Here is a 23334-nt window from a genome sequence, read left to right as displayed (position 1 = left end):
CAATAAATCAAGGCTGCCTGAAAGCGAATTTACGCGTTCAGGCAGCCTTTTTGGTATCGGCATTATGTTTAAAAAGGCTATACAAGCCAGTTAAATAACGTTAAATTACTTCGGCGATATTGTCGCAAAACCATAAAAATAGCTTTATAAAAATCAGAAGGAGAAACCGATGGAATTGCAAAGTGTTACCGTAGCCCAAATTCTGGCGCACAAAGGGCGCGACATCCACACCATCCGCCCCGGCGCCAATGTGTATGAAGCGCTGGAAGCCATGGCACGCCACAAAGTGGGGGCGCTGCTGGTGATGGAGGGCGACAACTTGGTGGGGATTTTTTCCGAGCGCGACTATGCCCGCAAAGTGGCACTGCACGGCCACAACTCGCGCGATGCCTTGATTAGCGAAATGATGAGCGCACAAGTGTGCACCACCCACGAAGAAGCCGAGCTGCTCAGCGTGATGAACGCCATGACCGACGGCCACTTCCGCCATTTGCCGGTGCTGCGCGAGGGCAAGGTGGTGGGGATGATTACCATCGGCGATGTGGTGAAGGCGGTAATTGAAGCGCAACAATCCACCATTTCGCAGCTGTCGGGCTATATTCAGGGCAATTTGGCCTAAATATCTAATTAAAGGCTGCCTGAACGCTTTTGGCTTCGCTTTCAGGCAGCCTTGTATTATTCAATTTACACTGCTGTCAAAATCCGCCGGCGGGCGGCCTTTAAAGCGGTTGTAGCCAAACAGATATTGTGCCGGAAAGCGGGCAATCCATTGTTCCACATTGTGGTTAATCAACTGCGTGTCGTGCACCTTATCACCGGTAAGCTCGCCCGCCAACGGGGCAATGTGCAAGGCAAAGCCGCGCCCGTGCGGCAGGCGCTGGCCGCAGAAAAACAACGTGGTCACTTGCGGCGTTTTCGCCAGTCGCGCCGCCAGTGTCATGGTGTAGGCGGGGCGGCCGAAAAAGCGCACCCACACGCCATCGCCTTCACTGGGCACTTGGTCGGGCAGCACAATGGTGGCTTCGCCCTGCTTGAGTGCCCGCATCACTTGCTTCACACCTTGCAAATTGGTGGGCGCGGTACGGCCTTTATCACGCACGCGCCCGGCATTCATCACTTCTTCCAGCCACGCCAATTTGGGCGGACGGTACATGGCGGTGAGCAGAAAGGGCAAATGCTGGCTGATGTAGCGTCCGGCCAAGTCGTAGCTGCCCAAATGCGGCGTAATCAGCAGCAAGCCTTGGCCTTGATCCAAGGCTGCCTGAATATATTCCCAGCCGTGTATTTCTTTAAACAGCGACACAATATGCGCCGACGAACGCGTCCACGCCAGCGGCAGCTCCAATGCGCCTTTCATGGTTTCGCGGCTCACCGCGCGTGCCAACTGCTCTGCGGCTTGGTCGTTGGCGGCAAGTTTGCTAAAATGCACGTTTTGTTTGATGCGTGCGCGCGTTTTGGCCGAGGTGTAAAAACCCAGCCAGCCCAACACATTGCCCAAACCGTGCAACAAGGGCAGCGGGATGCGCGCCACCAGCGCAAACAACACATAAACCAGCTTTTGCATGGGGATTATTCCAACAACAGAATAGAATGCCCGCATTGTAGCAAAAGCCCCGAACCACTGCCCAATCTTGCCGCCCGCACCGGCGCTGCGAAAGACCCAAAATCCATGAGCGAATATTTGTTTACTTCGGAATCGGTTTCCGAAGGCCATCCGGACAAAGTGGCCGACCAGATTTCCGATGCCATTCTCGATGCCGTGCTGGCACAAGACCCCACCGCCCGCGTGGCCGCCGAAACGCTGGTGAACACCGGCTTGTGCGTGCTGGCCGGTGAAATCAGCACCCGCGCCCACGTTAACTATATTCAAGTGGCACGGCAAACCATCAAACGCATCGGCTACAACGCTTCCGAGCTGGGCTTCGATGCCGACGGCTGTGCAGTGATGGTGTGCTACGATGAGCAATCGCCCGACATCGCCCAAGGCGTAAACGAAGGCGAAGGGCTGGATTTAGACATGGGCGCGGGCGATCAAGGCCTGATGTTCGGCTATGCCTGCGATGAAACCCCCACACTGATGCCATTTGCCATCTACTACGCCCACCGCCTGATGCAGCGCCAAAGCGAAGTGCGCAAAGACGGCCGCCTGCCGTGGCTGCGTCCCGATGCCAAAGCCCAGCTCACCTGCGTGTACGACAGCGACAGCGGCAAAGTCAAACGCATCGACACCGTGGTGCTGTCGACCCAGCACGACTCCGACATCGACCACGATACCCTCAAAGCCGCCGTGATCGAGCACATCATCAAGCCCGTGCTGCCCGCCGATATGCTCACCGATGCCACCCAATATCTGATCAACCCCACCGGCCGCTTTGTGATTGGCGGCCCGCAAGGCGATTGCGGCCTTACCGGGCGTAAAATCATTGTCGACACCTACGGCGGTGCGGCGCCGCACGGCGGTGGCGCTTTTTCCGGCAAAGACCCCACCAAAGTAGACCGCTCCGCCGCCTACGCCTGCCGCTATGTGGCCAAAAACATCGTGGCCGCCGGTTTGGCCAGCCAATGCCAGATTCAGATTTCCTACGCCATCGGCATTGCCCAGCCCACCTCGATTGCCATCGACACTTTCGGCACCGGCAAGCTGAGCGAAGAAGCCCTGATTGCCTTGGTGCGCCAACATTTCGACCTGCGCCCGAAAGGCATTATCCAAATGCTTGACCTACAGCGCCCGATTTACAGCAAAACCGCCGCCTACGGCCACTTTGGCCGCGAAGAGCCGGAATTCACCTGGGAGCGCACCGACAAAGCCGCGCTGTTGCGCGCCGAAGCCGGGCTGTAACACACCGAGAACTGCTGCTGGATACAATAAAGGCTGCCTGAAAGCATTTAATTTTGCTTTCAGGCAGCCTTATATTTTATGTAAACAGACTCTTACACCATTCAAAACTTTTGTCGCTCCTGCGTAGGCAGGAGCCCAGTCTGAAGTGCAGCTTCAGTTAAGCAGTGCACAAAGTAAAAATACAGTAGATTAAATTTAAACGCAAACAAATCAGAATTTTATAGCATTTAATTTATCAATATCTTCTCAAGATTGGCAACCAACAAAGCCTTGCTTTGCACCGGGCTGCTGCCTGCGCCGGAACAACAAAATCTGAACTTTGCAAAATCCTCAACTTGTTTTTCCGCCAGCTGGCTTTGCATTTCCAAGCTCAAAAATACAATTTCTTTAAAAATGATAACAATTCTTATTCAATAACTGATACAATGTATCAAATATTATCTATTAAAGATAATCATTTTTATTTCTAAAGATAAATTACCGTTTATTTCTGCTGCTCGCTGCCATGCGTGCATTGCCTTTCCAACCCCTGATTTGAAACCGCCATGTTCCGTCAAAATCCGTGCCAAACCCCGTTTGCTTTACCGCCTTTCCGCCTCAATTCCGTTTGTTTGCTGCTCTTGGTATTGCTGCCGCTGGCAGTACACGCCAACGAAACCGATACACCGGCTCAAGCACTGGCCGATATTGAGGTGGTGGGCGTGGGCCAGCAAAAGCCCTTGTTCCAGTACAACCAAATCCACAAAACCAGCGCCACGCTGGAAAAAGAGCAGGTCAACAATATCCGCGATCTTACCCGCTACGACCCCGGCATTGCCGTAAACGAGCAAGGTTCCGGTGCATCGGCGGGCTATTCCATGCGCGGGGTCGACCGCAATCGGGTGTCGATTTTGGTGGACGGCATGGCGCAAGGGCAGGTGTTTTCGCCCGGCGGACTGGGTGGTGCACAAGGTGAATTCGGTGGTGCGGTGAATGAAATCGAATACGAAAACATCAAATCAGTGGCCATTCAAAAAGGCGCCGATTCGGTGCAGGGCGGCAGCGGTGCTTTGGGCGGGGCGGTGATGTTTACCAGCAAAGAAGCCGATGATGTGATTAAGCCCGGCCAAAACTGGGGGCTGGATTACAAAAGCGGCTACAGCAGCAAAGATGCGCGCACGCTAAACAGCTTGGCCATGGCCGGGCGCTGGGGTGGCTTTGAAGGGCTGATCCAATACACGCACCGGCAAGGACACGAAATCCAATCCCATGATGATGCAGAAGCGCAGCAATTAACCTATTACTACAAACCGCTAGGCTGGAATGGCAGCGATTCCTATCAATATACCGACACCGTGGCCGCCAAAAATGTGTGGGGCCCCACCCGGGCGGTGGCCAATCCGCTGGACTACCGCAGCAATTCTTGGTTTGTGCGCGGCGGCTACCGTTTTAATCCGCAGCATTATGCCGGGCTGATTTTTGAAGACACCCGCCAGCGCTACGACATGATGGACATAACTTACCCCTTGTTTTACCCCAAAGTAAACATGGGCAACGACTCCACCAGTGGCGATGCGCTAAGAAACGTCAGCACCCTGTGGCAAAACAACCATCACCAAAAGCGCCGCTTCGGCCTCGAATACCGCTACAACGCCGCCGAATCAAGCCCGTGGCTGCCTGATGGCGTGCGCATATCCGCCGATAGCCAGCAAATTGATATGGACAACACCTTAAGCCGCCGCCGCTGCTCCCGCAACATCGACCGCAACTGTACCCCGATTGAGGATGGTCAGCGCATTTCCGACGACCACACCGGCACCGGCGAAACCAGCAAACGCCTGCGGCTGGAAATAGATAAAAACGTTACTTGGGGCTTTAGCCGCCACCAAATACAGCTTAGCGCCGGCATCGGCAACAGCCGCTTTGATCACCACTCTTATAACAGCGACAAAAGCGTGGTGGAAGACTACCCCTGCGTGGCTTTAGGGCAGCCGTGGGATACCTGCATCCGCAAAACCGAACATAACAGCGCTCATCAGCAAAGCCTCAGCCCGGTGTACGGCAAAAACCGCTTTTGGGCCTTAAGCGACAACATCCGCTTGGGCGAACATTTCGCCATACCCTTGGGCTTGCGCCGCGATTATTACCAATACCGCTCCGACAACCGCTTTGTGCCCGACAGCACCTTTCGCAACACCGCCTGGAATGCCGGGCTCATCTTTATGCCCAACCAGCACATCGAGCTGGGCTATAAAGCCAGCACCGGTTTTCGGGTGCCATCGGCAGAAGAGCTGTACGGCAGCGCCATCCTGTATCCGGGTGATTTAAGCAACACCTTGAGTGATAAGGGTGTAAAGCCGCTTAAGCAGGAAAAAGCGCTGAATCAAGAAATAGGGCTTAGCTTTAAAGGCCGCTTGGGCAATGCCCGCTTCAGCGCCTTTCGTGCCGACTACCGCGATTTGCTCGGCCAATACAAAGCCAACACCCAAACACCCACGGTGTACGGCAATGTACAAAACGCCCACACCTTCGGCTTTGATGTACAGATTATGGCCGACTTACACGAAGTGCACCGCATGCTGCCTGAAGGCTTGAGCAGCAGCCTGGCTTACAGCATCGTTAAGCCGCGCAAAAGCGCCGATGCGCTGGGCGACAGCGACAATTTTGTTAACACCAATTATTTGATGGACACGCTGCAACCGGCGCGCTTGGTGTGGGGGTTGGATTACGACGCGCCTTCCGGCCAATGGGGTGTGGGCGCGCGGGTGGTGCATTCCATGCCCAAGCAAGACCAAGAAATCAAACACCTGCAAACCCATCCGGCCACCGGTGCCACGGTTACCACCGATGCCGTGCCCGCCCTAAGCAAAAAATGGACCACACTGGACTTAAGCAGCTGGTATCGCTGGGGCAAGCACACCACCTTGCGCGGCGGTGTTTACAACGTATTTAACCGCAAATACACCCAATGGGAAGCCATGCGCCAGCTCGGCATCAGCGGCCAGTCTACCGCCGGAGTATTGAATGTGAGCGGCGATGGTATCCAACGCCTTACCGCACCCGGACGCAATTTTGCCCTCACCTTGGAAATGAAGTTTTAATGCGGCTCGTGCTTTCAGGCAGCCTGGAATTGATTGACTTTCTTCACGCTGCCTGAAAAGCAGCGTGAAAGGCAATCCACTATTTATATTCAATTAACAAGGCAAACCTCCATGTTCAACACCCCTGTTTTTACCCAACCCATCCGCTTGGCCGTACTGTTAACCGCCACCGCATTCACACTGGCCGCTTGCGGCGCCGGCGGTAGCCAGCCCAGCATCAACGCTCCCACCGCACCGCCGCCCAAAGTGGTTGAGCCTGAGCCGGTAAACCCCAAACCGCAGCCGGAAAACCCACAAATGCTCGATGGCGCCACCAAAGCCAAAGCCGATTTAAGCAAACTCAATCTGACCGCCCCCGCAGCCGGCACATTCTTAACCGCGGCCGCCGGTGCCACCGAAATGCTGGTCAACAATTACGGCAGCGGCAAAGAAAATGAGCGCACATCGCCCACCGTGCGGCGCAACGGCGACAGCATCAGCCACGACATCAAAGCCGGCGGCGATGGCGGCCGGGCGCGTTTAAGCGGTTTGCATAAAATTTATTATGATGCGGAGGGCAAAATCACCGGCCTGCATCCGGGCGGTAAAAACATGGCCGCCGCCATGCTGGGCGACTATCTGCCGGGCAAAACCGGCTTTAACAACAATTTGGCATACCACACCACCACAGCAAGTGCCCAACACAACCCGCTTGCCTACCATGATGCGGGCTTGGCCGTTGGCGGTGCATTCGGCGGCATCTACAGTGCCGATTTGGGCAGTAACAGCTATGTTTGGCGCGATCCGGCGGTGGCCGGGTGGAATTACCAAACTTTCGGCTATTTTGTCGGCAGCGGCAGCATCGAAACCGATAAAGGCTACCAAAGCATCGGCATCCCCACCGCCAACCTACCCACCCAAGGGGGTGCAGAGTATAAGGGCATTGCCACTGGCGAGTATGTGGACAACAACACCGCCTACCAGCTCAGCGCCAACAGCCGTGTGTATGCCAATTTTGCAGAACGCAAGCTCAACTTCACCACCGACAACACCCAGCGCCATGCCATTCTGCCCACCGGCGGCCTAGCGGCACCGCAAGATGCAGCCAATTTAAACCTCAGGGGCGTGGCCGCATGGGATGCCGGTAAGGCCGATTTCAGCGGCGTGGCGGTATCCAAAGACGACAGCCTCACCGGCAAAGTGCACGGCCGCTTCTACGGCCCGGATGCCGCCGAAGTGGGCGGCGTATTCGGCCTGCAAAACAGCGATAAAAGCCAAACCCTGATTGGCGGCTTTGGTGGCAAACGGGAATAGATTGGCTGCATCATTTTTCAGGCAGCCTTAAAAGTATTAGCCAATATCGCACCCGCTTGCCAAAGGCTGCCGGAAACCCAAAAAATAACCCCCCACCAACCAAGGACACCATGCGCGTTTTTATGCTGTTGTTACTCGGCCTGCCCGCCATCGTTTATGCCGACACCCTATCCGCACCCGGATTGCCGCAATACACCCCGCAAAACATTCCCGCCGTGGCAGCGGAAACCTTAACGCCACCCGCCAACACAAGCCCGCCGCCAGCCGATGTGGCCGACATGGATCATCCGTTGGCAGCAGTTTTGGCCGCGATGAAGCAAGGCCGATGGTCTTTAGCACAGCAACGGGTGCACGCCTTGCTCGCCGCCACACCCACCGATATGGACGCTTTATTTCTGGCCGGGCAGATTGCCGAGCAATTACAACAGCCACAACAAGCCGCCACTTATTACCGCCAAATGCTGGCGCAAAATCCGCAATTGCCGCGCCCACGGCTGGAGTTGGCCAAAGTGTTATGGCAGGCCGGTGAAGCCGAAGCGGCGGAACACCATTTCCGCCTAGCACAAAGTTTAAGGCTGCCTGAAAACGTAGCGCGGCAAGTGGATCACTATTTGCTCGCCATCAAACGCCAGCACCTGTCGTGGTACATCAGCGTTTCACTGGCACCCGGCAACAACATCAACCAAGGCAGCAGCCATCAAACCGTAGAGATTGACGACAAGATATTTACCCTCAGCGACAGCAGCCGCGCCCAAGCAGGCGTGGGCTTGCATGTCAATGCGGGCGGCCAATACCGCTTCAGCCCGCAGCGGCAATGGTTCAGCACCTTGCAACTGAGCGCGCAGGAATACGCCGGCCGGCAGTCCGACAGCCTTTATGGCCGCCTGATGTTGGGCAAAAACATCGATACCGGCAGCCCGCGCCGCCAGCTGCAAGCCGCTGTAGGCATCCAGCATGTGCAGTATCAGCAGCGGGCGCTGTACTCCGGTGCAGTGGTACAGCTGGATTACAGCCAGCAATGGGGCAATAACACGCAATGGTTTGCCGGCTGGGAAGCCCAGCAGCTACACTACCGCCCCGGATACGCCTATCTGCGTGCGCAGCAGCATTGGCTTAGCGGCGGCATCAATATCGTTCAAGGCGGCCGCACCCGTTATCAGGCCATACTGCAAGCCGGCAGCAGCCGCGCACAAGAAAAAGCCCACGGCTTTGAAACCGTGGGTCTTAGCGCCTCTGTACAACATATGCTTAACTGGCAACAGCTTACCGTGGGCGCCAAAGTAGGCTATAGCCACACCCGCTATCGTGGCACGACAGCATTTTTTGAGCAAACCCGCCAAGAGCAGCAATACACCGGCCAGCTCAGCCTGCTCAAACGCAACTGGTCTTGGCACGGCTTTGCCCCGGAGCTGGCGCTGCAATACAGCCGCAACCGCGCCAACATCGCCCTCTACGACCGCCACAGCCGCCAAATCCGCTTTACTTTGAATAAGGTTTTTTAAGCGTGGGGCGGGTTTGTATCATGAAATAAAAGCCATAGGTCGGATTCTTGAATCCGACCTTGTATCTCTCAAGCGGTGAGTAAAACGCGTATTATTCCCGCCCCGTATGGCAGCAAACTGTATCCGACCCAAGTGCCCGACACTGAAATGTAGATAACACTGCCATACACCTCATCCTACAATCTGAATGGTATCCAAGTGCGCGGCAGCGCCCGCAAGACACTGCATAAATAAGGATAGATTATGATGAACTTCCAAGTATTGGGCATCGACATCAGCAAAAACAAATTAGATTGTGCTCTTATCCGCGACATTGGCAGCAGTAAAATCAAAACCAAAGCATTGCCAAACCACCTCCAAGGCTTTAACCAACTGACAGAATGGCTGTATAAAAACATCGGTGAAGACTTAAGCCTACTCAAAATTTTCATGGAAGCCACCGGCGTTTACCATGAAGCATTGGCAGAGTATCTGCATAACAAAGGCATCGCCGTTTATCTGCTTAATCCTGCCGACAGTGCCCATTATGCCAAATACGACAGCTTGCACAAAACCGATAAGGCTGATAGCCAGTCACTGGCCAGAGCCGGTATTGACCGCCTCATGCACCACAAAGTACGCCAATGGCAGCCTGCTGCACCCCACATCAAGCGGCTCAACGCACTACTAGCCCGTCTAGATGCGCTGCAAAGCGATCTGCAGCGTGAAGACAACCGCATGGAGAAAGCCGGATTCAGCGCTGTTCCCGAAGCGGTCAGCCAGTCCATCAGCACCATGCAGACCAATTTGAAGCAGCAGATCAGCACCATCACACAGGAAATCGAACAACATATTGACCGGCATCCTGATTTGAAAAAGACCGTGCTTTACTGCGCAGCATACCCGGTGTGGGTGAAGTGGTTTCATTGCGCATGGTTGCGCTCTATCATAGCAAACATTTTACCTCCGCCTCGCAAATGGCTGCCTATTTGGGATTGGTGCCGAAAAACGGGAATCCGGCAAACACAAAGGCAAAGCCATGCTTTCCAAGCGGGGCAGTTCGGTCATACGAGCTAAGTTGTATATGGCTGCGGTGGTTGCAAAAACGTGGAATCCGGATATTAACGCGCATTACCGCAGACTGAAAGCCAGAAACAAAACGGAAATGCAGACCATCGGCGCAGCGATGCGCCGCTTGGTACAGATTTGCTTTGGTGTGTTGAAGCACCAATGCGAATATCAGGCCAAAATAACCATTGCGGCTTGATGCGAGAGATGGTATCTACACATAAGAATAAGAATATAGGATGCGCTTTAGCGCATCAATTATAGAATGGTTTTGAATTTGATGCGCCAAGGCGCATTCTATCAATCACTTATTTTGTTTCAGGCAGCCTGTGTAGGGGCAGGCTCCCGCCCGCTGCCCAAACACACACAGCTTTGCCAACACACAAAACCTATTTGCCGATACAAAAACGACTAAAAATCACCCCCAGCAAATCATCAGCACTGAATTCGCCGGTAATTTCGCTTAAGGCCAATTGTGCCAAGCGCAGGTGTTCGGCCAGCAATTCGATTTGTTGCGGCGCGCACAGAGTGGCGTTGTCCAGCTCGGTTTGCGCCGCCTGCAAAGCATTAAGGTGGCGGCGGCGTGCCAAAAACAGCCCTTCGCTTTCGCCTTGCCAGCCCACTTGTTTTAACAGCGCCTGCTTAAGCAAATCCAAGCCCGCTCCGGTTTTGGCCGATAAAGCAATCAGCTCAGTGGCCGTGGAATGAACACTCAGGCTGCCTGAAGCCATGGTTTCACGTGAAACATAGCCGGCCTCACCGCCGTGTAAATCGATTTTATTGTGGATTTCGATTTTGGGCAGGCTTTCAGGCAGCGTGTCTAAAATGGCTTGCGTTTTGCGGTTTAAGCCTTCGCGCGGATCGACCAAAATCAATGCCACATCCGCCTCTTGCACCGCTTTATGGCTGCGCTCGATGCCGATGCGCTCCACCACATCATCGGTGTCACGCAATCCGGCGGTGTCGATGATGTGCACCGGCACGCCATCGAGCGTAATCATCTCGCGCACGGTATCGCGGGTGGTGCCAGCGATGTCGGTTACAATCGCCACCTCATCTCCGGCCAAGGCATTGAGCAGGCTGGATTTGCCCACATTGGGCGCGCCCACCAGCACCACATTCATGCCTTCGCGCAACAAAGCGCCTTGTTCGGCACCGGCCAATACCTGCACCAATTGGCGGCGGATGTGTGCCAGCTTGCCCTCGGCATCGGCCGCTTGCAGAAAATCAATGTCTTCTTCGGGAAAATCCAGCGTGGCTTCCACCAACATGCGCAAAGTAATCAGCTCATCCACCAAGCTGTGGATATGCTGCGAAAACGCGCCTTTCAGGCTGCGCAAGGCCATGCGGGCGGCCGATTGGCTGGAAGCATCAATCAAATCGGCCACGCTTTCGGCCTGTGCCAAATCCAATTTGTTGTTTAAAAAAGCGCGTTTGGTGAATTCGCCAGGCTCAGCCAAGCGTGCGCCCAGTTGCAGGCAGCGTTGCAACAGCATCTGCATCACCACCGGCCCGCCATGGCCTTGCAGCTCAATCACATCTTCGCCGGTAAAGCTGGCGGGCGCGGCAAAATACAGCAGCAGGCCGTTATCAATCGCTTGGCCGTGCTCATCCACAAAATCGGTATACAGCGCCTGCCGCGGCACGGGCGTTTTGCCGCCGCTCAAACTTTGCGCCAAGGGCAGCAAATCCTTGCCCGACAAACGGATTACCCCCACGCCGCCGCGTCCGGGAGCGGTGGCAATGGCGGCAATGGTGGGGTGGGTTTGGCTCATAACGGTGCTTTGCAATTAAACAGACAACTAGAAATAATCAAAACTCGAAAAATCAGAATAAACGCTGCCTGAAAATAAATTTATTCAAGGCTGCCTGAACACTTGCTTCAGGCTTTTTTTACAAATTCCGATTTCAAATTCATGCCGCTGCCATCGATTTTGCAGGCAATATTGTGGTCGCCTTCTTGCAGGCGGATGCCTTTTACTTTAGTGCCTTGTTTAATCACTTGCGAGCTGCCTTTGATTTTAAGGTCTTTCACCAGCACCACGGTGTCGCCGTCGGCCAGCACGGCGCCGTTGGCGTCTTTTACCAGCAAGTCTTCCGCTTCGGCAGCGGCATCTTCTGCCTGCCACTCGTGGCCGCATTCGGGGCACACCAATTGCAGGCCGTCGTGGTAGGTGAATTCGGAAGTGCATTGCGGGCAGGCGGGGTAGCTCATGGTGTTCTTTCCGTGTAATACAAGCATAAAGCGCCATTATAACCGAAGCAGTAAAAAACCGGCCATCAGGCCGGTTTGGTCAAAGCAATTCACTTTAATAGCGGGTAATCGCCGCCAAGTCGCGCTGCGGATTAAATTCGCTCAGGCTGCCGGTGTCCACAAACACCACTTTGCCGTCTGCCGCCATAACGTGTTCAATCATTTCGTCGATAATATCGGCATAGACGTTTTCGCCGGCAGCATCCGGGCTGTCGATGGGCTCTACGCTGCGGCCGTCTTCGCTCAGACGCGCCGGAATGCTGAGGTCTTCACCCACTACTAAGGTGTCGATGCGGCCGTCGACAGCGGCTTTCCAGCATTCGTTTAGGCCGCCCACAAAGCGGTTGTTGCCACGGGCGTTACCCACATCGGCAAAAATCTGCTGCCGTGCTTCGGCCAATACGTCTTTTACCTGCGGCCAAATCAATTGGCCCAGCTCATGCTCGCTTTGATCGGTATAACCACCGGCCACATACAGCAACACATCGGCTTGGTTGGCTGTGCCGTCTTTATAATGGCCGATATTGCGGTCGACACCGGCCACCACCACGGGCGCAGGCAGGTTTTTCAGTGCTTCATCTATGCCTTGCCCGGCTTGGCGCATTAAGTCAGTCATGATTTGGTCGCGCACATGGCTGATGTCTTGGCTGGGGTTGGCACTGGCCGCTTCACCGCTCACGCTCATGGGAAAGCCGTAAGCATGTACTTCTTGCAATTGGTCTTTTTGCGCGATAAACAGACGTGTGCCTTGCTCGCTCAATACCGCCAGCCAATACAAGGGGCTGCGTTTCATGGCAAACACCAAGTCGCGGGTGAGGAAATTATTGTCGATGGCCACACGCTCGGGCAGGCGGTAAGGCAATTTAAACAATTCGGCATAATCGCTGCTGGCAAAAATCACCAAACCGTCCAAGTTGTATTCATGGTCTACCGCATCGGCCAAGGTTTCAATTTGCGCCACCAAGTCGGCGGTTTCGCGTTTGCCGAATTCGTTTTGTAAGCGCTCAACGGCTTCTTTAACTTGGTTTTTCAGGCGGATGCTGTCTTTTTGATTATCCGGAGAAGTGCGGTAAGTGGGCAGGGTGATGGTAACACTGGGCCATGCGCGTTTGCTTTGAATGGTTTTGATGGTGGCCAAATTCAGCATAAATGTATTCTCCTGTGTGATAAACGGGTTAATCGCAGATATTGCATGTCTACCCCGCTTTGATGGGTACAAATACGCCTATCTCAATTGGCTTTGCATTTCATTTGCCCTTCTTAACAAACCAATCACACAAAACAAAAGCCGGTTTTGACAATCAAAACCGGCTTTAAAAGGCTGCCTGAACGCATTAAACAACGCGTTTTAATTATGCACTTTCAATAATTCCACTTCAAACACAAGCGTAGCATTGGGCGGAATCACACCGCCGGCACCGCGTTCGCCGTAGCCCATTTCCGGGCCAATGGTGAGCTTGCGTTTGCCGCCTTCTTGTATGCCATCAAAGCCTTCGTCCCAGCCTTTAATCACCATGCCCACGCCCAAAGTAATGGTGAGCGGCTGCTTGCGCGCCAAGCTGGAATCAAACAAGGTGCCGTCTTCCAGCCAACCGCTGTAATGCACGGTGATTTCTTTGCCTTTGACCGCCACTGCGCCGCTGCCTACTTCAATGTCTTCAATCTGTAAACTCATGTGGATGCCCTTTTAAAAAATAATCATGTTGATGATGTAACGCGGGCAACTGTAACATAAACCTCACCCAGCGGCACACCGTTCAGGTAGCCTTAAATAGCGCTTTTTTCACCCACGCATTGGTGCATGGGCAGCTTGATAGTGGATTTTTCGCGTTTATTGCGCTCTGCCCGCTGCCATGCTTTTTCATGAAAATAAAACACCACCGTGTTCACCATCGGCTCAATCAAAGCCACGGCACTGGAAATGCCGATGCTGCCGGTGAGCAGATAAGCCACGCTAAAAGCCACGCCAAAGTGTAAAATGGCAAAAGTAATGGTTTTCAACATCGTATTGATCCTTGCTGGCTGAATAATGATTTAACTAGATGATAATGGTTATCAAAATAAACTGATAGCTATTTTTAGCAATCTATTGATTTATATTTTTAATCGATATCTCCAAACATAAGGAATCAACAATGCAAAAACCCCATATTGTGGTTCTAGATCGCGACACCTTGCCCCAACACCCGTTTGCGTTTGATTTTGCCCACACCCTCACCGAATACGCCCACACCGCCCCGGCAGAAACCCAAGCCCGGCTCGCCGGTGCCGATATTGTGATTACCAATAAAGTCCACATCAGCGCCGATATGATGGCCGCCCACCCGCAACTCAAAATGATTGCCATTGCCGCCACCGGCTTTGAACATGTGGCATTAGACGCGGCTCATAAAGCCGGCATTGTGGTAAGCAATATCCGCGCCTACGGCAACGACACCGTGGCCGAACATGCTTTTATGTTGATGATGGCACTGATGCGCCAATTGCCCGCATATCGGCGCGATGTAGCGGCCGGTTTATGGCAGAACAGCCCGTTTTTCTGCCACTTCGGCGCACCCATCCATGATGTGAACGGCAAAACTCTGGGCATTTTCGGCCGTGGCGGCATCGGCCAAGCGCTGGCGCAACGTGCCGAAGCATTTGGAATGCATATCTTATGGGGCGAGCACAAACACGCCAAGAATTGCCGAAGCGGCTACACCCCGTTTACTGATGTATTGGCTCGCGCCGACGTAATTTCACTGCATTGCCCGCTCAATACCAACACCCGCCACATGATTGGCGAAGCAGAACTGCAACAAATGAAACCCGGCGCAGTATTGATTAATGTGAGCCGCGGCGGCTTAGTAGACGAAAATGCAGTGATTCCGGCGCTGAAATACGGCAGCTTGGCCGGTGCCGGTTTTGATGTGCTCACCGAAGAGCCGCCGGTAAACGGCAATCCTTTGTTGGCCAGCCAGCTGCCCAATCTGATTATTACCCCGCACATGGCTTGGGGCAGCCAAGAAGCGATGAGCCGTTTGTTTGATATGCTGGCCGACAACATCAATGCCTTTGTGCGCGGGCAGCCGCAAAATCAGCTTTAAACCAGCAAGGCTGCAGGCCTAGGTTTCAGCGCATATTGTTGTTGCCACCACACTTGGATAAAATATCGCCTTGGCTGTGGATAAAAATCAACTTATCCACAGATAAAAGGCTGCCTGAAAATTTATCCACATTGCTTCGCCCTTTATACTTGGCTTAGCGCCGGGCTTGAAAAGCATTTAACTGATTAAATCATCAGTGGTTTTGAACTTATCCACTGTAAAAAACCAACTTCATCATTATCATCTTTTTATTTTATTAAATATTGTTTTATTTAAGCCTCATTATCCCGGTGCTAAACCGGCATTAAGGAACACTATGCAAGCCGATATTGGCGTTATCGGTTTGGCCGTGATGGGCCAAAACCTAATCTTAAATATGAACGGCCACGGTTTTAAAGTGGTTGCCTATAATCGCACTGCTGAAAAAACAGAAGCATTTATTAATGGCGTGGCTAAAAACACCCATATCAGCGCAGCCTACAGCTTGGCTGATTTAACCGCCAAACTCAGCCATCCACGCAAAATCATGCTGATGGTACGTGCAGGCAGCGTGGTAGACGACTATATCGAGCAATTGCTGCCCTATTTGGAGGCAGGCGATATTATTATCGACGGCGGCAATGCCAACTACCCCGACACCAATCGCCGCGTGGCTTATCTGGCTAAAAAAGGCATTTTATTTGTGGGTGCGGGTGTGTCCGGCGGTGAAGAAGGCGCACGCAATGGCCCTTCAATTATGCCCGGTGGTAATGAAGCGGCTTGGCCGTATGTGAAACCCATTTTGCAGGCCATAGCCGCCAAAACCAAAGACGGCGAGCCTTGTTGCGATTGGGTGGGCAAAGACGGAGCCGGCCATTTCGTGAAAATGGTGCACAACGGCATTGAATACGGTGATATGCAGCTGATTGCCGAAGCCTATCATTTTTTAAAAGCCGCATTGGGTTTGGATCACCACACCATGCAGCAAGTGTTTCAAGATTGGAATCAAACCGAGCTGAACAGCTATTTAATTGAAATAACTGCCGATATTTTGGGTTTTAAAGACAGCGACAACAGCCCGCTGTTAGAAAAAATCCTGGATACCGCCGGGCAAAAAGGCACCGGCAAATGGACCGGCATCAATGCGCTCGATTTCGGCATTCCCCTAACCCTGATTACCGAAGCCGTGTTTGCCCGCTGTGTTTCTGCTTTGAAACAACAACGCTTGGAAGCATCGGCCGCATTCAGGCAGCAAATCCGGCCGATTGATCAACAAGGCAGTACAGATCAATGGGTGGCTGATTTGCGCCAGGCTTTGCTGGCGTCTAAAATCATTTCTTATGCGCAAGGCTTTATGTTGATGCGCGAGGCTTCCGATGCTTTTGATTGGCAGCTTAACTACGGCAATACTGCCCTATTGTGGCGTGAAGGCTGTATTATCCGCAGCGCCTTCTTGGGTAATATCCGCGATGCTTATGCAGCCCGCCCGGATTTGCTGTTTTTAGGGCTGGATCCTTACTTCAAAAATATTTTGCTGCAATGCTTGCCCGCATGGCGGCGTGTGGTGGCCAAAGCGATTGAAATCGGCCTACCCATGCCCTGCATGGCCTCGGCACTCACCTTTTTAGACGGCTATACCAACGCTCAATTGCCCGCTAATCTGCTGCAAGCCCAACGCGATTATTTCGGCGCCCACACTTATGAGCGTATTGATGCGCCACGCGGGCAATTTTTCCATACCAACTGGACCGGCCAAGGTGGGGATACGGCTTCGGGTGTTTATGATGTTTAATACCAATTCTATAAAATAACCTAACTGCGTTGGCTCGCCTTGCCGTACTACTTGTACTGTCTTCAGCTCGCCGCCTTGTTATCTTATTTTATAGAATTGGTTTAATATCATAATACCAATTCGAAAAATAACCTAACTGTGTTGGCTCGCCGCCTTGTTATCTTATTTTGTAGAATTGGTATGAATTGCATAACACAAAAAAGCCTGTCTTTATGAGACAGGCTTTTGTAATACAACTGTTGCACTTAAGCAGAAAATCCTAAATCAGTGGCTGCTTTTTTGAATGCTTCTACATCAAAGCCTGCTTCGTGAGTAATCACCACGCGACCGTCTTCAAAGTTGACATTCACCAGCTTCACGCCGTTAAGTGCTTCACCAGCACCAACCAGCTTATCCGCATCAGCTTTACCGCTGATACCACCAATATTAACCAAAGTTTGAGGCATAAATTCCCTTTCTTACTTGTTAAAATGGATTTGCGGCTTATTTATCCATTTCGCGTTCAACGTCAACTAAAGAGCGGCGTGCCAAAGCCAAATTGGATTTGGATTTGTCCAATACGGAGTAAAGGAACAGGCCGGTATGGCGTTGCAGCGGACGCAGCAAGTGGTATTGTTTGCCCAAGGTAATCAAGATGTCTTCGATTTCGTCTTTCAAGCCCAGCATTTTCATGGTTTTCATTTTGGCACGCATCACTTCGGTATTGCCCGCAGCAGCGATTTCCAAATCAATAGCGGCAGAACCGCCGCCAGCCAGCAGCATGCCGCTGTCAAAATCCACTACCGCAGCGGCCAAAGCACCATCAACATTCAACATTTGTGATACAGCGTTATCGTAATTCATATTTCCTCCGAACTTATAAAAATAGAGATTTATCCAAGACTTAACCAACTGTGCATTATCTGCACTTAAGATTAATTGGTGATATGCTGAAAAGTGCGATGCCTAGAATTCCAAGCAAAAACAAAATGCTTCCAAGCGGCGTATTTTCAAAACATCGCTAATCAATCATTCAATTAATAACAAATATCTTAAGAAAGCTAATAATTGCCATTAACTATAGGGTAATAATACCATATTTAATTTTAAACAACATTATTTCTTAATGTGCATTTTATCAAATATAGATATTATTTTGACAAAGGTTGATTTTAATCAAATTAAATGGTTTTATTATTACAACACTGTTGTTTCAGGCAGCCTTCGGTAAGCCATGAAAAGCGGCCGGTAAACCTTTGTTTCGTGGAAAACTCACCCATTCGTGTGTGCTTTCATCGGCCAAAATTTTGCGCAACAATGCATTATTAACGGCATGGCCGGATTTGTGGCCGGTGAAGGCACCAATTATCGGGTGGCCGGCAATATACAAATCGCCAATGGCATCTAAAATTTTGTGGCGCACAAATTCGTCTGCATAGCGCAAGCCGTCCGGATTGAGCACATCGGTGTCGTCAATCACAATTGCATTGTTCAGATTGCCGCCTAAGCCCAGATTATGGCTGCGCATCAATTCCACTTCCTGCATAAAGCCGAAAGTACGCGCACGCGCAATTTCGTCGATATAGGATTGCCCGGCAAAATCGATGGTAAAGGTTTGCTTGCTGCGGTTGAACACGGGATGATCAAAAGCAATGGTGAGGGTAATTTTAAAGCCTTCATACGGCTCGAAACGCACCCATTTGTCCGGCTCGCGCACTTCCACCGGCGCTTTAATGCGTAAAAAGCGCTTTTCCGCGGCCTGGTCAACAATACCCGCATCTTGCAGCAAATACACGAACGGCAGGCTGGAGCCGTCCATAATCGGAATTTCCGGGGCGTTCAGCTCAATCAAAATGTTGTCGATACCGTAGGCGGCCAGCGCCGACATAATATGTTCAATGGTGCCCACACGCACGCCTTGGTCGGTTACCACAGTTGAAGACAGGCGGGTGTCGTTAATCAGATAAGGGCTAAGCACAATGATTTGGCCTTGCTCACCTTCAAGATCCGTGCGGCGAAATAAGATACCGCTGTTTTCAGCCGCAGGGTGTAAGGTAAGGCGTACCCGTTCGCCAGAGTGTAAACCCACACCGGTAACGCTGATTGATTTGGCCAAGGTTCTTTGCAGCATAAGGTTTCCTTGATAATAAATAACATCATAATCCCAAGCGCCAGAGGATGGCAGTTGTTTTTATCAAATTGGGGATAGTTTGGTTAAATTGAATTGGCAAAGTGTTGTTTTATGCACAGGCTGCCTGAAAAAGATTAATTTATCCACAATTGTGCACAATCTGCCCGCAGATAGACAGCCTCAGTTTGCATTGTTCAAACTCTTATTTTGACATGATTAAAAAACTTATCCGCCAAACTTATGCCTTCAACTATTTCTTCATCTTTTTATTTTAAATATAGCTATTAAAAACCTTTGATTGTTTCCAAATGTGGCTTTAAATCCACCACCCATGCAATTTGCTGGTCAATCCGAAAATAAACATCGGTGCTGGCCAAATGCATCACATATATCCGCTCTTGAATGTTTTGATACGCAGGGCGCGGATCTTGGGCAATGCTTTGTTCCAACAACAAACGAAAATCAGCCCCCAAAGAGGCTGCCTGAAAAGCCTGCTCGGCTTCAGGCAGCCAACAAACCTGCAATAAAGGCGGCGGCCCGGCCACAAAACCGCTACAGGCTTCAGGCTTGGCTTCAACAAAGGGAATGTAAGGTTTGATGTCGAGCACCGGGGTGCCATCCAATAAATCGGCACCGCTTAAATAAAGACGCACTTGCTTATCAACCTCAATGCGTTCCAATTTTAATAAAGACAAACCCAAATGATTCGGCCGGTGCGGGCTGCGGGTGGCAAATACCCCCATTTTCTGCTTACCGCCCAAACGCGGCGGGCGCACCAGTGGCGACCAGCCTTCTTCCACCACGCCGTGAAACACAAATTGCAGCCACACGTAATCAAATTCAGCCAAACCGCGCACACAATCAGCGCCGTAAATCGGTAATAAAGGCAATACCACTTCCGCCGCAGGCACCAAGCCGGGCTGTCGGGCAACACCGAATTTTTGTTTGTAGGGGGATTGGATAAAGCCAATGGCTGCTACGGTATGGCAAGGGAGTGACATGATGTGGGCTAAATGGGTTTTGAAAACCAGAATTGTGGCACGATGCTGTGTTTTGTGTAAATTACAGTGGATAAGTTGTGGATAAAATGGGGATGCCTGAGTTTTATGGCTGATATTGTTTCGAGGTGCAGAAGAGATGGTAATCCGGCTTGTTCAATGCAGCAAAAGTAGGCACAATAGGCTGATTTGGTACTGACAAGGCTGCCTGAAAACAGATATTTTATTCCGAATTTCAGGCAGCATAGATTGATTAAAATAACTGACAAGGAGGCTGCATGAAAGCACTGGTGGCGGTAAAACGCGTGGTGGATTACAACGTAAAAGTGCGGGTGAAAACCGATGGCTCGGATGTGGACATTGGCAATGTAAAAATGTCGATGAACCCGTTTGATGAAATCGCGGTGGAAGAAGCCGTGCGTTTGAAAGAAGCGGGCAGCATCAATGAAATTGTGGTGGTGTCTTTGGGCGTGAAGCAGTGCGAAGAAACTTTGCGCACGGCTTTGGCCATGGGCGCCGATCGCGCCATTCATGTGGAAACCGACGAAAAATTAGAGCCTTTGGCAGTAGCCAAACTGCTCAAAGCAGTGGCTGCTACCGAAAATCCGGATTTGCTGATTTTGGGCAAACAGGCGATTGACGACGATGCCAATCAAACTGCGCAAATGCTGGCGGCTTTACTCAACGCACCCCAAGGCACATTTGCCAGCAAAGTGGTGTTGGCCGATGGTGAAGTGCTGGTTACCCGCGAAATTGATGGTGGCTTGGAAACCGTGGCTTTGAAGCTACCTGCCGTTATCAGCACCGATTTGCGCTTGAACGAACCGCGTTATGTTAAATTACCCAACATTATGCAAGCCAAGAAAAAGCCGTTGGACAAAAAAACCGTGGCCGATTTGGGTGTGGATGTGGCGGCGCGCTTGCAGCAGGTGAAAGTGGCCGAGCCCAAAGCACGCAGCGCGGGCATTAAAGTGGACAGCGTGGCCGAGCTGGTGGCCAAGTTAAAAAACGAAGCTAAGGCCATTTAAGGAGATTGCCATGACGGTATTGATTATTGCAGAACACAACAACCAACAACTCAACCACGCCACTTTGCACGCCGTTACTGCGGCGGCTAAATTGGGTGACGTGCATGTATTGGTGGCGGGCAATGGTGCCGCTGCTGTGGCCGAACAAGCCAAACAAGTGGCCGGTGTGACCAAAGTGTTGCTGGCCGATGCGCCGCATTATGCTGAAGGCTTGGCCGAAGAGCTGGCGCCGCTGGTGGTGAGCGTGGCGGGTGATTACAGCCATATTGGTGCTACTGCTACCGCTTTCGGTAAAAACCTGCTGCCGCGTGTGGCCGCTTTGCTGGATTGTTCGCAAATTTCCGATTTAACCGAAGTGGTAGACGCCCACACTTTTGTGCGCCCGATTTATGCGGGCAATGCGTTTGCCACCGTAAAAAGTGCAGAGCCCAAGTTGGTGCTCACCTTCCGCGCCACCGCATTTGATGCCGCGCCCGCCAATGGCGGCTCTGCGGCAGTAGAAACGGTTGCCGCTGCCGCCCCGCAAAATTTAAGCCGTTTTGTGGGCCGCGAGCTTACTCAATCCGACCGCCCGGAATTAACTCAGGCCAAAGTGATCGTGTCTGGTGGCCGTGCTTTGGGCAGTGCCGAACAATTCAATGCAGTGCTGTTGCCACTGGCGGATAAATTAAACGCCGCCATCGGCGCTTCACGCGCCGCGGTGGATGCGGGCTATGCGCCCAATGATTACCAGGTAGGCCAAACCGGCAAAGTAGTGGCACCGGAGCTGTATATTGCGGTGGGCATTTCCGGCGCTATCCAACATTTGGCCGGTATGCAAGACAGCAAAGTGATTGTGGCCATCAACAAAGACCCAGAAGCGGCCATTTTCAATGTGGCCGATTATGGCTTAGTGGCCGATTTGTTTACTGCGGTGCCGGAATTGGTGGCCGCATTAAACGGCTAAAATGTTTCACGTGAAACACAATGCTAAGGCTGCCTGAAAACTTCAGGCAGCCTTTTTATACTGTTGCAATTGGATTGGTGTTCCACGTGAAACATGCCAACAAGGCTGCCTGAAAGTGAAACCAAGCCTTTCAGGTAGCCTTATACCCATTCTAAAAATAAGATAACAAGGCGGAACTGATTTATTTGGTGCTTCAGTGCCTTAGTAAATCGTTCTCTTTGAGCTGAGCCAAGATAGTACAAGTAGTACAATCAGGTGAGCCAACGCAGTTAGCTTATTTTTAGGATTGGTATTATATTCTTGTAATGTTAAGAAAGCACAGCTATGCAAGCCCTACACAATCCCCATGATTTTGCCTTTGCTTCGGATAATTATTCCGGCATCCACCCGCAGATATTGGCTGCCATTGCCACCGCCAACGGCGGCCACCAGCCTGCTTACGGTGCCGATGTGTATACCGAACAATTAAAGCAGTGCATCCGGCAGCAGTTTGGCGAGCAAGCGCAAGCGTTTCCGGTGTTTAATGGCACCGGTGCCAATGTGATGGCTTTGCAGGCACTGCTGCCGCGCTACGGCGCGGTGATTTGTGCCGACAGCGCCCACATCCATAACGACGAAGGCGTGGCACCCGAATATGTGGCTGGGATTAAAATCTTCGCAGTGGCCACTGTCGATGGCAAGCTCACACCGGAGCTGATTGCCAAACAAGCTTGGGGCTGGGGCAATGAACACCGCGCCCAAGCGCGCGCGGTATACATCAGCCAAACCACCGAGCTGGGCACTTGCTACAGCGTGGCCGAAATCCGCGCCATTGCCGATTATTGCCATCAGCACGGCATGTGGCTGTATATGGATGGTGCGCGTTTGGCCAATGCCGCCGCCCATTTAAATGCCAGCCTGCACGACATCACCACCGCAGCCGGGGTGGATATGGTGTCGTTTGGCGGCACCAAAAACGGCATTATGTTGGGCGAATGTATTGTGGTGCTGAATCCGGCGCTGGCCGACAGCATGGTGTATCTGCGCAAAATCAATATGCAGCTTGGCTCGAAAATGCGCTTTATCTCCGCCCAATTTTTGGCCTTGTTGGAAAACGATTTGTGGCGCACGCTGGCCAGCCACAGCAACGCCATGGCCGAGCGCCTGTATCAGGCAGTCAAAAATATTGAGGGCGTGCACATTACCCAGCCGCGCCAATCCAATGCCGTGTTTGCGGTATTGCCCGCCGCCGCTGTTCATGTCCTGCACCAACAATTTCATTTTTACGACTGGAACGAAAGCAGTGGCGAAGTACGCTGGATGACCAGCTTCGACACCACTGCCGAGCAAGTAGACGCCTTTGCCGCTGCGATTCAGGCCGCCTGCCAAGAGGCTGCCTGA

At 52.1% G+C, this 23334-nt stretch carries 21 protein-coding genes and 2 pseudogenes; 12 read left to right on the top strand and 11 right to left on the bottom strand.

Translation table 11 applies throughout. The features are described from left to right. Positions 1 to 169 precede the first annotated feature (169 nt). Entirely contained in the window at positions 170 to 619 is a 450-nt protein-coding gene (locus JQU52_RS03150) for a CBS domain-containing protein (RefSeq protein ID WP_230339709.1), read from the top strand. A gap of 60 nt (positions 620 to 679) precedes the next feature. On the opposite strand, the gene JQU52_RS03145 is transcribed toward JQU52_RS03150, so the two are convergent. Continuing rightward, complete coding sequence (locus JQU52_RS03145; RefSeq protein WP_230339708.1) at positions 680 to 1564, bottom strand: lysophospholipid acyltransferase family protein; 885 nt, start codon at positions 1562 to 1564, stop codon at positions 680 to 682. Between the two features lie 105 nt (positions 1565 to 1669). Here JQU52_RS03145 and metK point away from each other — a divergent pair, with 105 nt between their 5' ends. Beyond that, positions 1670 to 2839 carry a methionine adenosyltransferase gene (gene metK, locus JQU52_RS03140; protein ID WP_230339707.1) on the top strand — a complete coding sequence of 390 codons (1170 nt, stop codon included), beginning with the start codon at positions 1670 to 1672 and terminating at the stop codon, positions 2837 to 2839. Between the two features lie 227 nt (positions 2840 to 3066). Here the strand turns inward: metK and JQU52_RS03135 are convergent, their stop codons facing one another. Beyond that, positions 3067 to 3213, bottom strand: a complete 147-nt coding sequence (locus tag JQU52_RS03135) for a hypothetical protein (protein ID WP_230339706.1) — start codon at positions 3211 to 3213, stop codon at positions 3067 to 3069. A gap of 171 nt (positions 3214 to 3384) precedes the next feature. Here JQU52_RS03135 and JQU52_RS03130 point away from each other — a divergent pair, with 171 nt between their 5' ends. The 5 genes and pseudogenes from JQU52_RS03130 (at position 3385) to JQU52_RS03110 (ending at position 9960) form a co-directional block, all read left to right on the top strand. Further along, positions 3385 to 5919, top strand: coding sequence for a TonB-dependent hemoglobin/transferrin/lactoferrin family receptor (locus JQU52_RS03130; protein WP_230339705.1), 2535 nt, complete (start codon positions 3385 to 3387; stop codon positions 5917 to 5919). A gap of 111 nt (positions 5920 to 6030) precedes the next feature. Then, positions 6031 to 7212, top strand: a complete 1182-nt coding sequence (locus JQU52_RS03125) for a transferrin-binding protein-like solute binding protein (RefSeq protein WP_230339704.1) — start codon at positions 6031 to 6033, stop codon at positions 7210 to 7212. A 122-nt stretch (positions 7213 to 7334) separates the two neighbouring features. Then, positions 7335 to 8714: a surface lipoprotein assembly modifier gene (locus JQU52_RS03120; protein WP_230339703.1), complete on the top strand. Its 1380-nt coding sequence runs from the start codon at positions 7335 to 7337 to the stop codon at positions 8712 to 8714. A gap of 243 nt (positions 8715 to 8957) precedes the next feature. Beyond that, positions 8958 to 9428: pseudogene (locus tag JQU52_RS14835) on the top strand (IS110 family transposase); the annotation flags it as partial. A 197-nt stretch (positions 9429 to 9625) separates the two neighbouring features. After that, a pseudogene (locus JQU52_RS03110) lies at positions 9626 to 9960 on the top strand (transposase). Positions 9961 to 10150: 190 nt separating this feature from the next. Here JQU52_RS03110 and mnmE read toward each other — a convergent pair. The 5 genes from mnmE to JQU52_RS03085 form a co-directional block, all read right to left on the bottom strand. Further along, the gene (gene mnmE / locus JQU52_RS03105) at positions 10151 to 11536 is read right to left on the bottom strand and encodes a tRNA uridine-5-carboxymethylaminomethyl(34) synthesis GTPase MnmE (RefSeq protein ID WP_230339701.1); all 1386 of its coding nucleotides are present in this window, start codon (positions 11534 to 11536) and stop codon (positions 10151 to 10153) included. A gap of 107 nt (positions 11537 to 11643) precedes the next feature. After that, a complete protein-coding gene (locus tag JQU52_RS03100; RefSeq protein ID WP_230339700.1) occupies positions 11644 to 11976 on the bottom strand; it encodes a zinc ribbon domain-containing protein YjdM in 333 nt (110 codons plus the stop codon). Between the two features lie 94 nt (positions 11977 to 12070). Continuing rightward, positions 12071 to 13162, bottom strand: coding sequence for an AOC03_06830 family ribosome hibernation factor (locus JQU52_RS03095; protein ID WP_230339699.1), 1092 nt, complete (start codon positions 13160 to 13162; stop codon positions 12071 to 12073). 201 nt (positions 13163 to 13363) lie between these two features. Next, positions 13364 to 13690, bottom strand: a complete 327-nt coding sequence (locus JQU52_RS03090) for an FKBP-type peptidyl-prolyl cis-trans isomerase (RefSeq protein ID WP_230339698.1) — start codon at positions 13688 to 13690, stop codon at positions 13364 to 13366. A gap of 92 nt (positions 13691 to 13782) precedes the next feature. Continuing rightward, the gene (locus JQU52_RS03085) at positions 13783 to 14019 is read right to left on the bottom strand and encodes a DUF2061 domain-containing protein (RefSeq protein ID WP_230339697.1); all 237 of its coding nucleotides are present in this window, start codon (positions 14017 to 14019) and stop codon (positions 13783 to 13785) included. A gap of 131 nt (positions 14020 to 14150) precedes the next feature. On the opposite strand from JQU52_RS03085, the gene JQU52_RS03080 reads away from it, so the two are divergent. Together JQU52_RS03080 and gnd are read left to right on the top strand one after the other, a co-directional pair. After that, positions 14151 to 15101: a D-2-hydroxyacid dehydrogenase gene (locus JQU52_RS03080; RefSeq protein WP_230339696.1), complete on the top strand. Its 951-nt coding sequence runs from the start codon at positions 14151 to 14153 to the stop codon at positions 15099 to 15101. A 316-nt stretch (positions 15102 to 15417) separates the two neighbouring features. Beyond that, positions 15418 to 16872: a decarboxylating NADP(+)-dependent phosphogluconate dehydrogenase gene (gnd, locus tag JQU52_RS03075; protein ID WP_230339695.1), complete on the top strand. Its 1455-nt coding sequence runs from the start codon at positions 15418 to 15420 to the stop codon at positions 16870 to 16872. Positions 16873 to 17117: 245 nt separating this feature from the next. Here gnd and JQU52_RS03070 read toward each other — a convergent pair whose 3' ends face one another. From JQU52_RS03070 to tsaA, 4 genes are all read right to left on the bottom strand, one after another. Beyond that, positions 17118 to 17318 carry a heavy-metal-associated domain-containing protein gene (locus JQU52_RS03070; protein ID WP_230339694.1) on the bottom strand — a complete coding sequence of 67 codons (201 nt, stop codon included), beginning with the start codon at positions 17316 to 17318 and terminating at the stop codon, positions 17118 to 17120. Positions 17319 to 17355: 37 nt separating this feature from the next. After that, positions 17356 to 17715 (bottom strand): hypothetical protein, encoded by a 360-nt coding sequence (locus tag JQU52_RS03065; RefSeq protein WP_230339693.1) that lies wholly within the window; start codon positions 17713 to 17715, stop codon positions 17356 to 17358. A 349-nt stretch (positions 17716 to 18064) separates the two neighbouring features. Then, positions 18065 to 18982, bottom strand: a complete 918-nt coding sequence (lpxC, locus tag JQU52_RS03060) for a UDP-3-O-acyl-N-acetylglucosamine deacetylase (protein ID WP_230339692.1) — start codon at positions 18980 to 18982, stop codon at positions 18065 to 18067. A gap of 284 nt (positions 18983 to 19266) precedes the next feature. Further along, positions 19267 to 19983, bottom strand: a complete 717-nt coding sequence (gene tsaA / locus JQU52_RS03055) for a tRNA (N6-threonylcarbamoyladenosine(37)-N6)-methyltransferase TrmO (protein ID WP_230339691.1) — start codon at positions 19981 to 19983, stop codon at positions 19267 to 19269. Between the two features lie 275 nt (positions 19984 to 20258). Here tsaA and JQU52_RS03050 point away from each other — a divergent pair, with 275 nt between their 5' ends. From JQU52_RS03050 to JQU52_RS03040, 3 genes are all read left to right on the top strand, one after another. Beyond that, positions 20259 to 21008: an electron transfer flavoprotein subunit beta/FixA family protein gene (locus JQU52_RS03050; protein ID WP_230339690.1), complete on the top strand. Its 750-nt coding sequence runs from the start codon at positions 20259 to 20261 to the stop codon at positions 21006 to 21008. A gap of 10 nt (positions 21009 to 21018) precedes the next feature. Next, positions 21019 to 21954 (top strand): electron transfer flavoprotein subunit alpha/FixB family protein, encoded by a 936-nt coding sequence (locus JQU52_RS03045; protein ID WP_230339689.1) that lies wholly within the window; start codon positions 21019 to 21021, stop codon positions 21952 to 21954. A gap of 324 nt (positions 21955 to 22278) precedes the next feature. Continuing rightward, complete coding sequence (locus JQU52_RS03040) at positions 22279 to 23334, top strand: threonine aldolase family protein (RefSeq protein WP_230339688.1); 1056 nt, start codon at positions 22279 to 22281, stop codon at positions 23332 to 23334.

This window comes from Paralysiella testudinis, assembly GCF_016894345.1.
Classification (GTDB): Bacteria; Pseudomonadota; Gammaproteobacteria; order Burkholderiales; family Neisseriaceae; genus Paralysiella; species Paralysiella testudinis.
This window is presented reverse-complemented; position numbering and strand designations above follow the sequence as displayed.

Coding starts and splice junctions, on each gene's coding strand:
- lpxC (WP_230339692.1), bottom strand. CDS start 18,982: ATGCTGCAAAGAACCTTGGCCAAATCAATCAGCGTTACCGGTGTGGGT.
- JQU52_RS03130 (WP_230339705.1), top strand. CDS start 3,385: ATGTTCCGTCAAAATCCGTGCCAAACCCCGTTTGCTTTACCGCCTTTC.
- JQU52_RS03095 (WP_230339699.1), bottom strand. CDS start 13,162: ATGCTGAATTTGGCCACCATCAAAACCATTCAAAGCAAACGCGCATGG.
- JQU52_RS03085 (WP_230339697.1), bottom strand. CDS start 14,019: ATGTTGAAAACCATTACTTTTGCCATTTTACACTTTGGCGTGGCTTTT.
- metK (WP_230339707.1), top strand. CDS start 1,670: ATGAGCGAATATTTGTTTACTTCGGAATCGGTTTCCGAAGGCCATCCG.
- JQU52_RS03100 (WP_230339700.1), bottom strand. CDS start 11,976: ATGAGCTACCCCGCCTGCCCGCAATGCACTTCCGAATTCACCTACCAC.
- gnd (WP_230339695.1), top strand. CDS start 15,418: ATGCAAGCCGATATTGGCGTTATCGGTTTGGCCGTGATGGGCCAAAAC.
- JQU52_RS03120 (WP_230339703.1), top strand. CDS start 7,335: ATGCTGTTGTTACTCGGCCTGCCCGCCATCGTTTATGCCGACACCCTA.
- JQU52_RS03080 (WP_230339696.1), top strand. CDS start 14,151: ATGCAAAAACCCCATATTGTGGTTCTAGATCGCGACACCTTGCCCCAA.
- JQU52_RS03125 (WP_230339704.1), top strand. CDS start 6,031: ATGTTCAACACCCCTGTTTTTACCCAACCCATCCGCTTGGCCGTACTG.
- JQU52_RS03040 (WP_230339688.1), top strand. CDS start 22,279: ATGCAAGCCCTACACAATCCCCATGATTTTGCCTTTGCTTCGGATAAT.
- JQU52_RS03070 (WP_230339694.1), bottom strand. CDS start 17,318: ATGCCTCAAACTTTGGTTAATATTGGTGGTATCAGCGGTAAAGCTGAT.
- JQU52_RS03045 (WP_230339689.1), top strand. CDS start 21,019: ATGACGGTATTGATTATTGCAGAACACAACAACCAACAACTCAACCAC.
- JQU52_RS03145 (WP_230339708.1), bottom strand. CDS start 1,564: ATGCAAAAGCTGGTTTATGTGTTGTTTGCGCTGGTGGCGCGCATCCCG.
- JQU52_RS03150 (WP_230339709.1), top strand. CDS start 170: ATGGAATTGCAAAGTGTTACCGTAGCCCAAATTCTGGCGCACAAAGGG.
- JQU52_RS03050 (WP_230339690.1), top strand. CDS start 20,259: ATGAAAGCACTGGTGGCGGTAAAACGCGTGGTGGATTACAACGTAAAA.
- JQU52_RS03065 (WP_230339693.1), bottom strand. CDS start 17,715: ATGAATTACGATAACGCTGTATCACAAATGTTGAATGTTGATGGTGCT.
- tsaA (WP_230339691.1), bottom strand. CDS start 19,983: ATGTCACTCCCTTGCCATACCGTAGCAGCCATTGGCTTTATCCAATCC.
- JQU52_RS03090 (WP_230339698.1), bottom strand. CDS start 13,690: ATGAGTTTACAGATTGAAGACATTGAAGTAGGCAGCGGCGCAGTGGCG.
- mnmE (WP_230339701.1), bottom strand. CDS start 11,536: ATGAGCCAAACCCACCCCACCATTGCCGCCATTGCCACCGCTCCCGGA.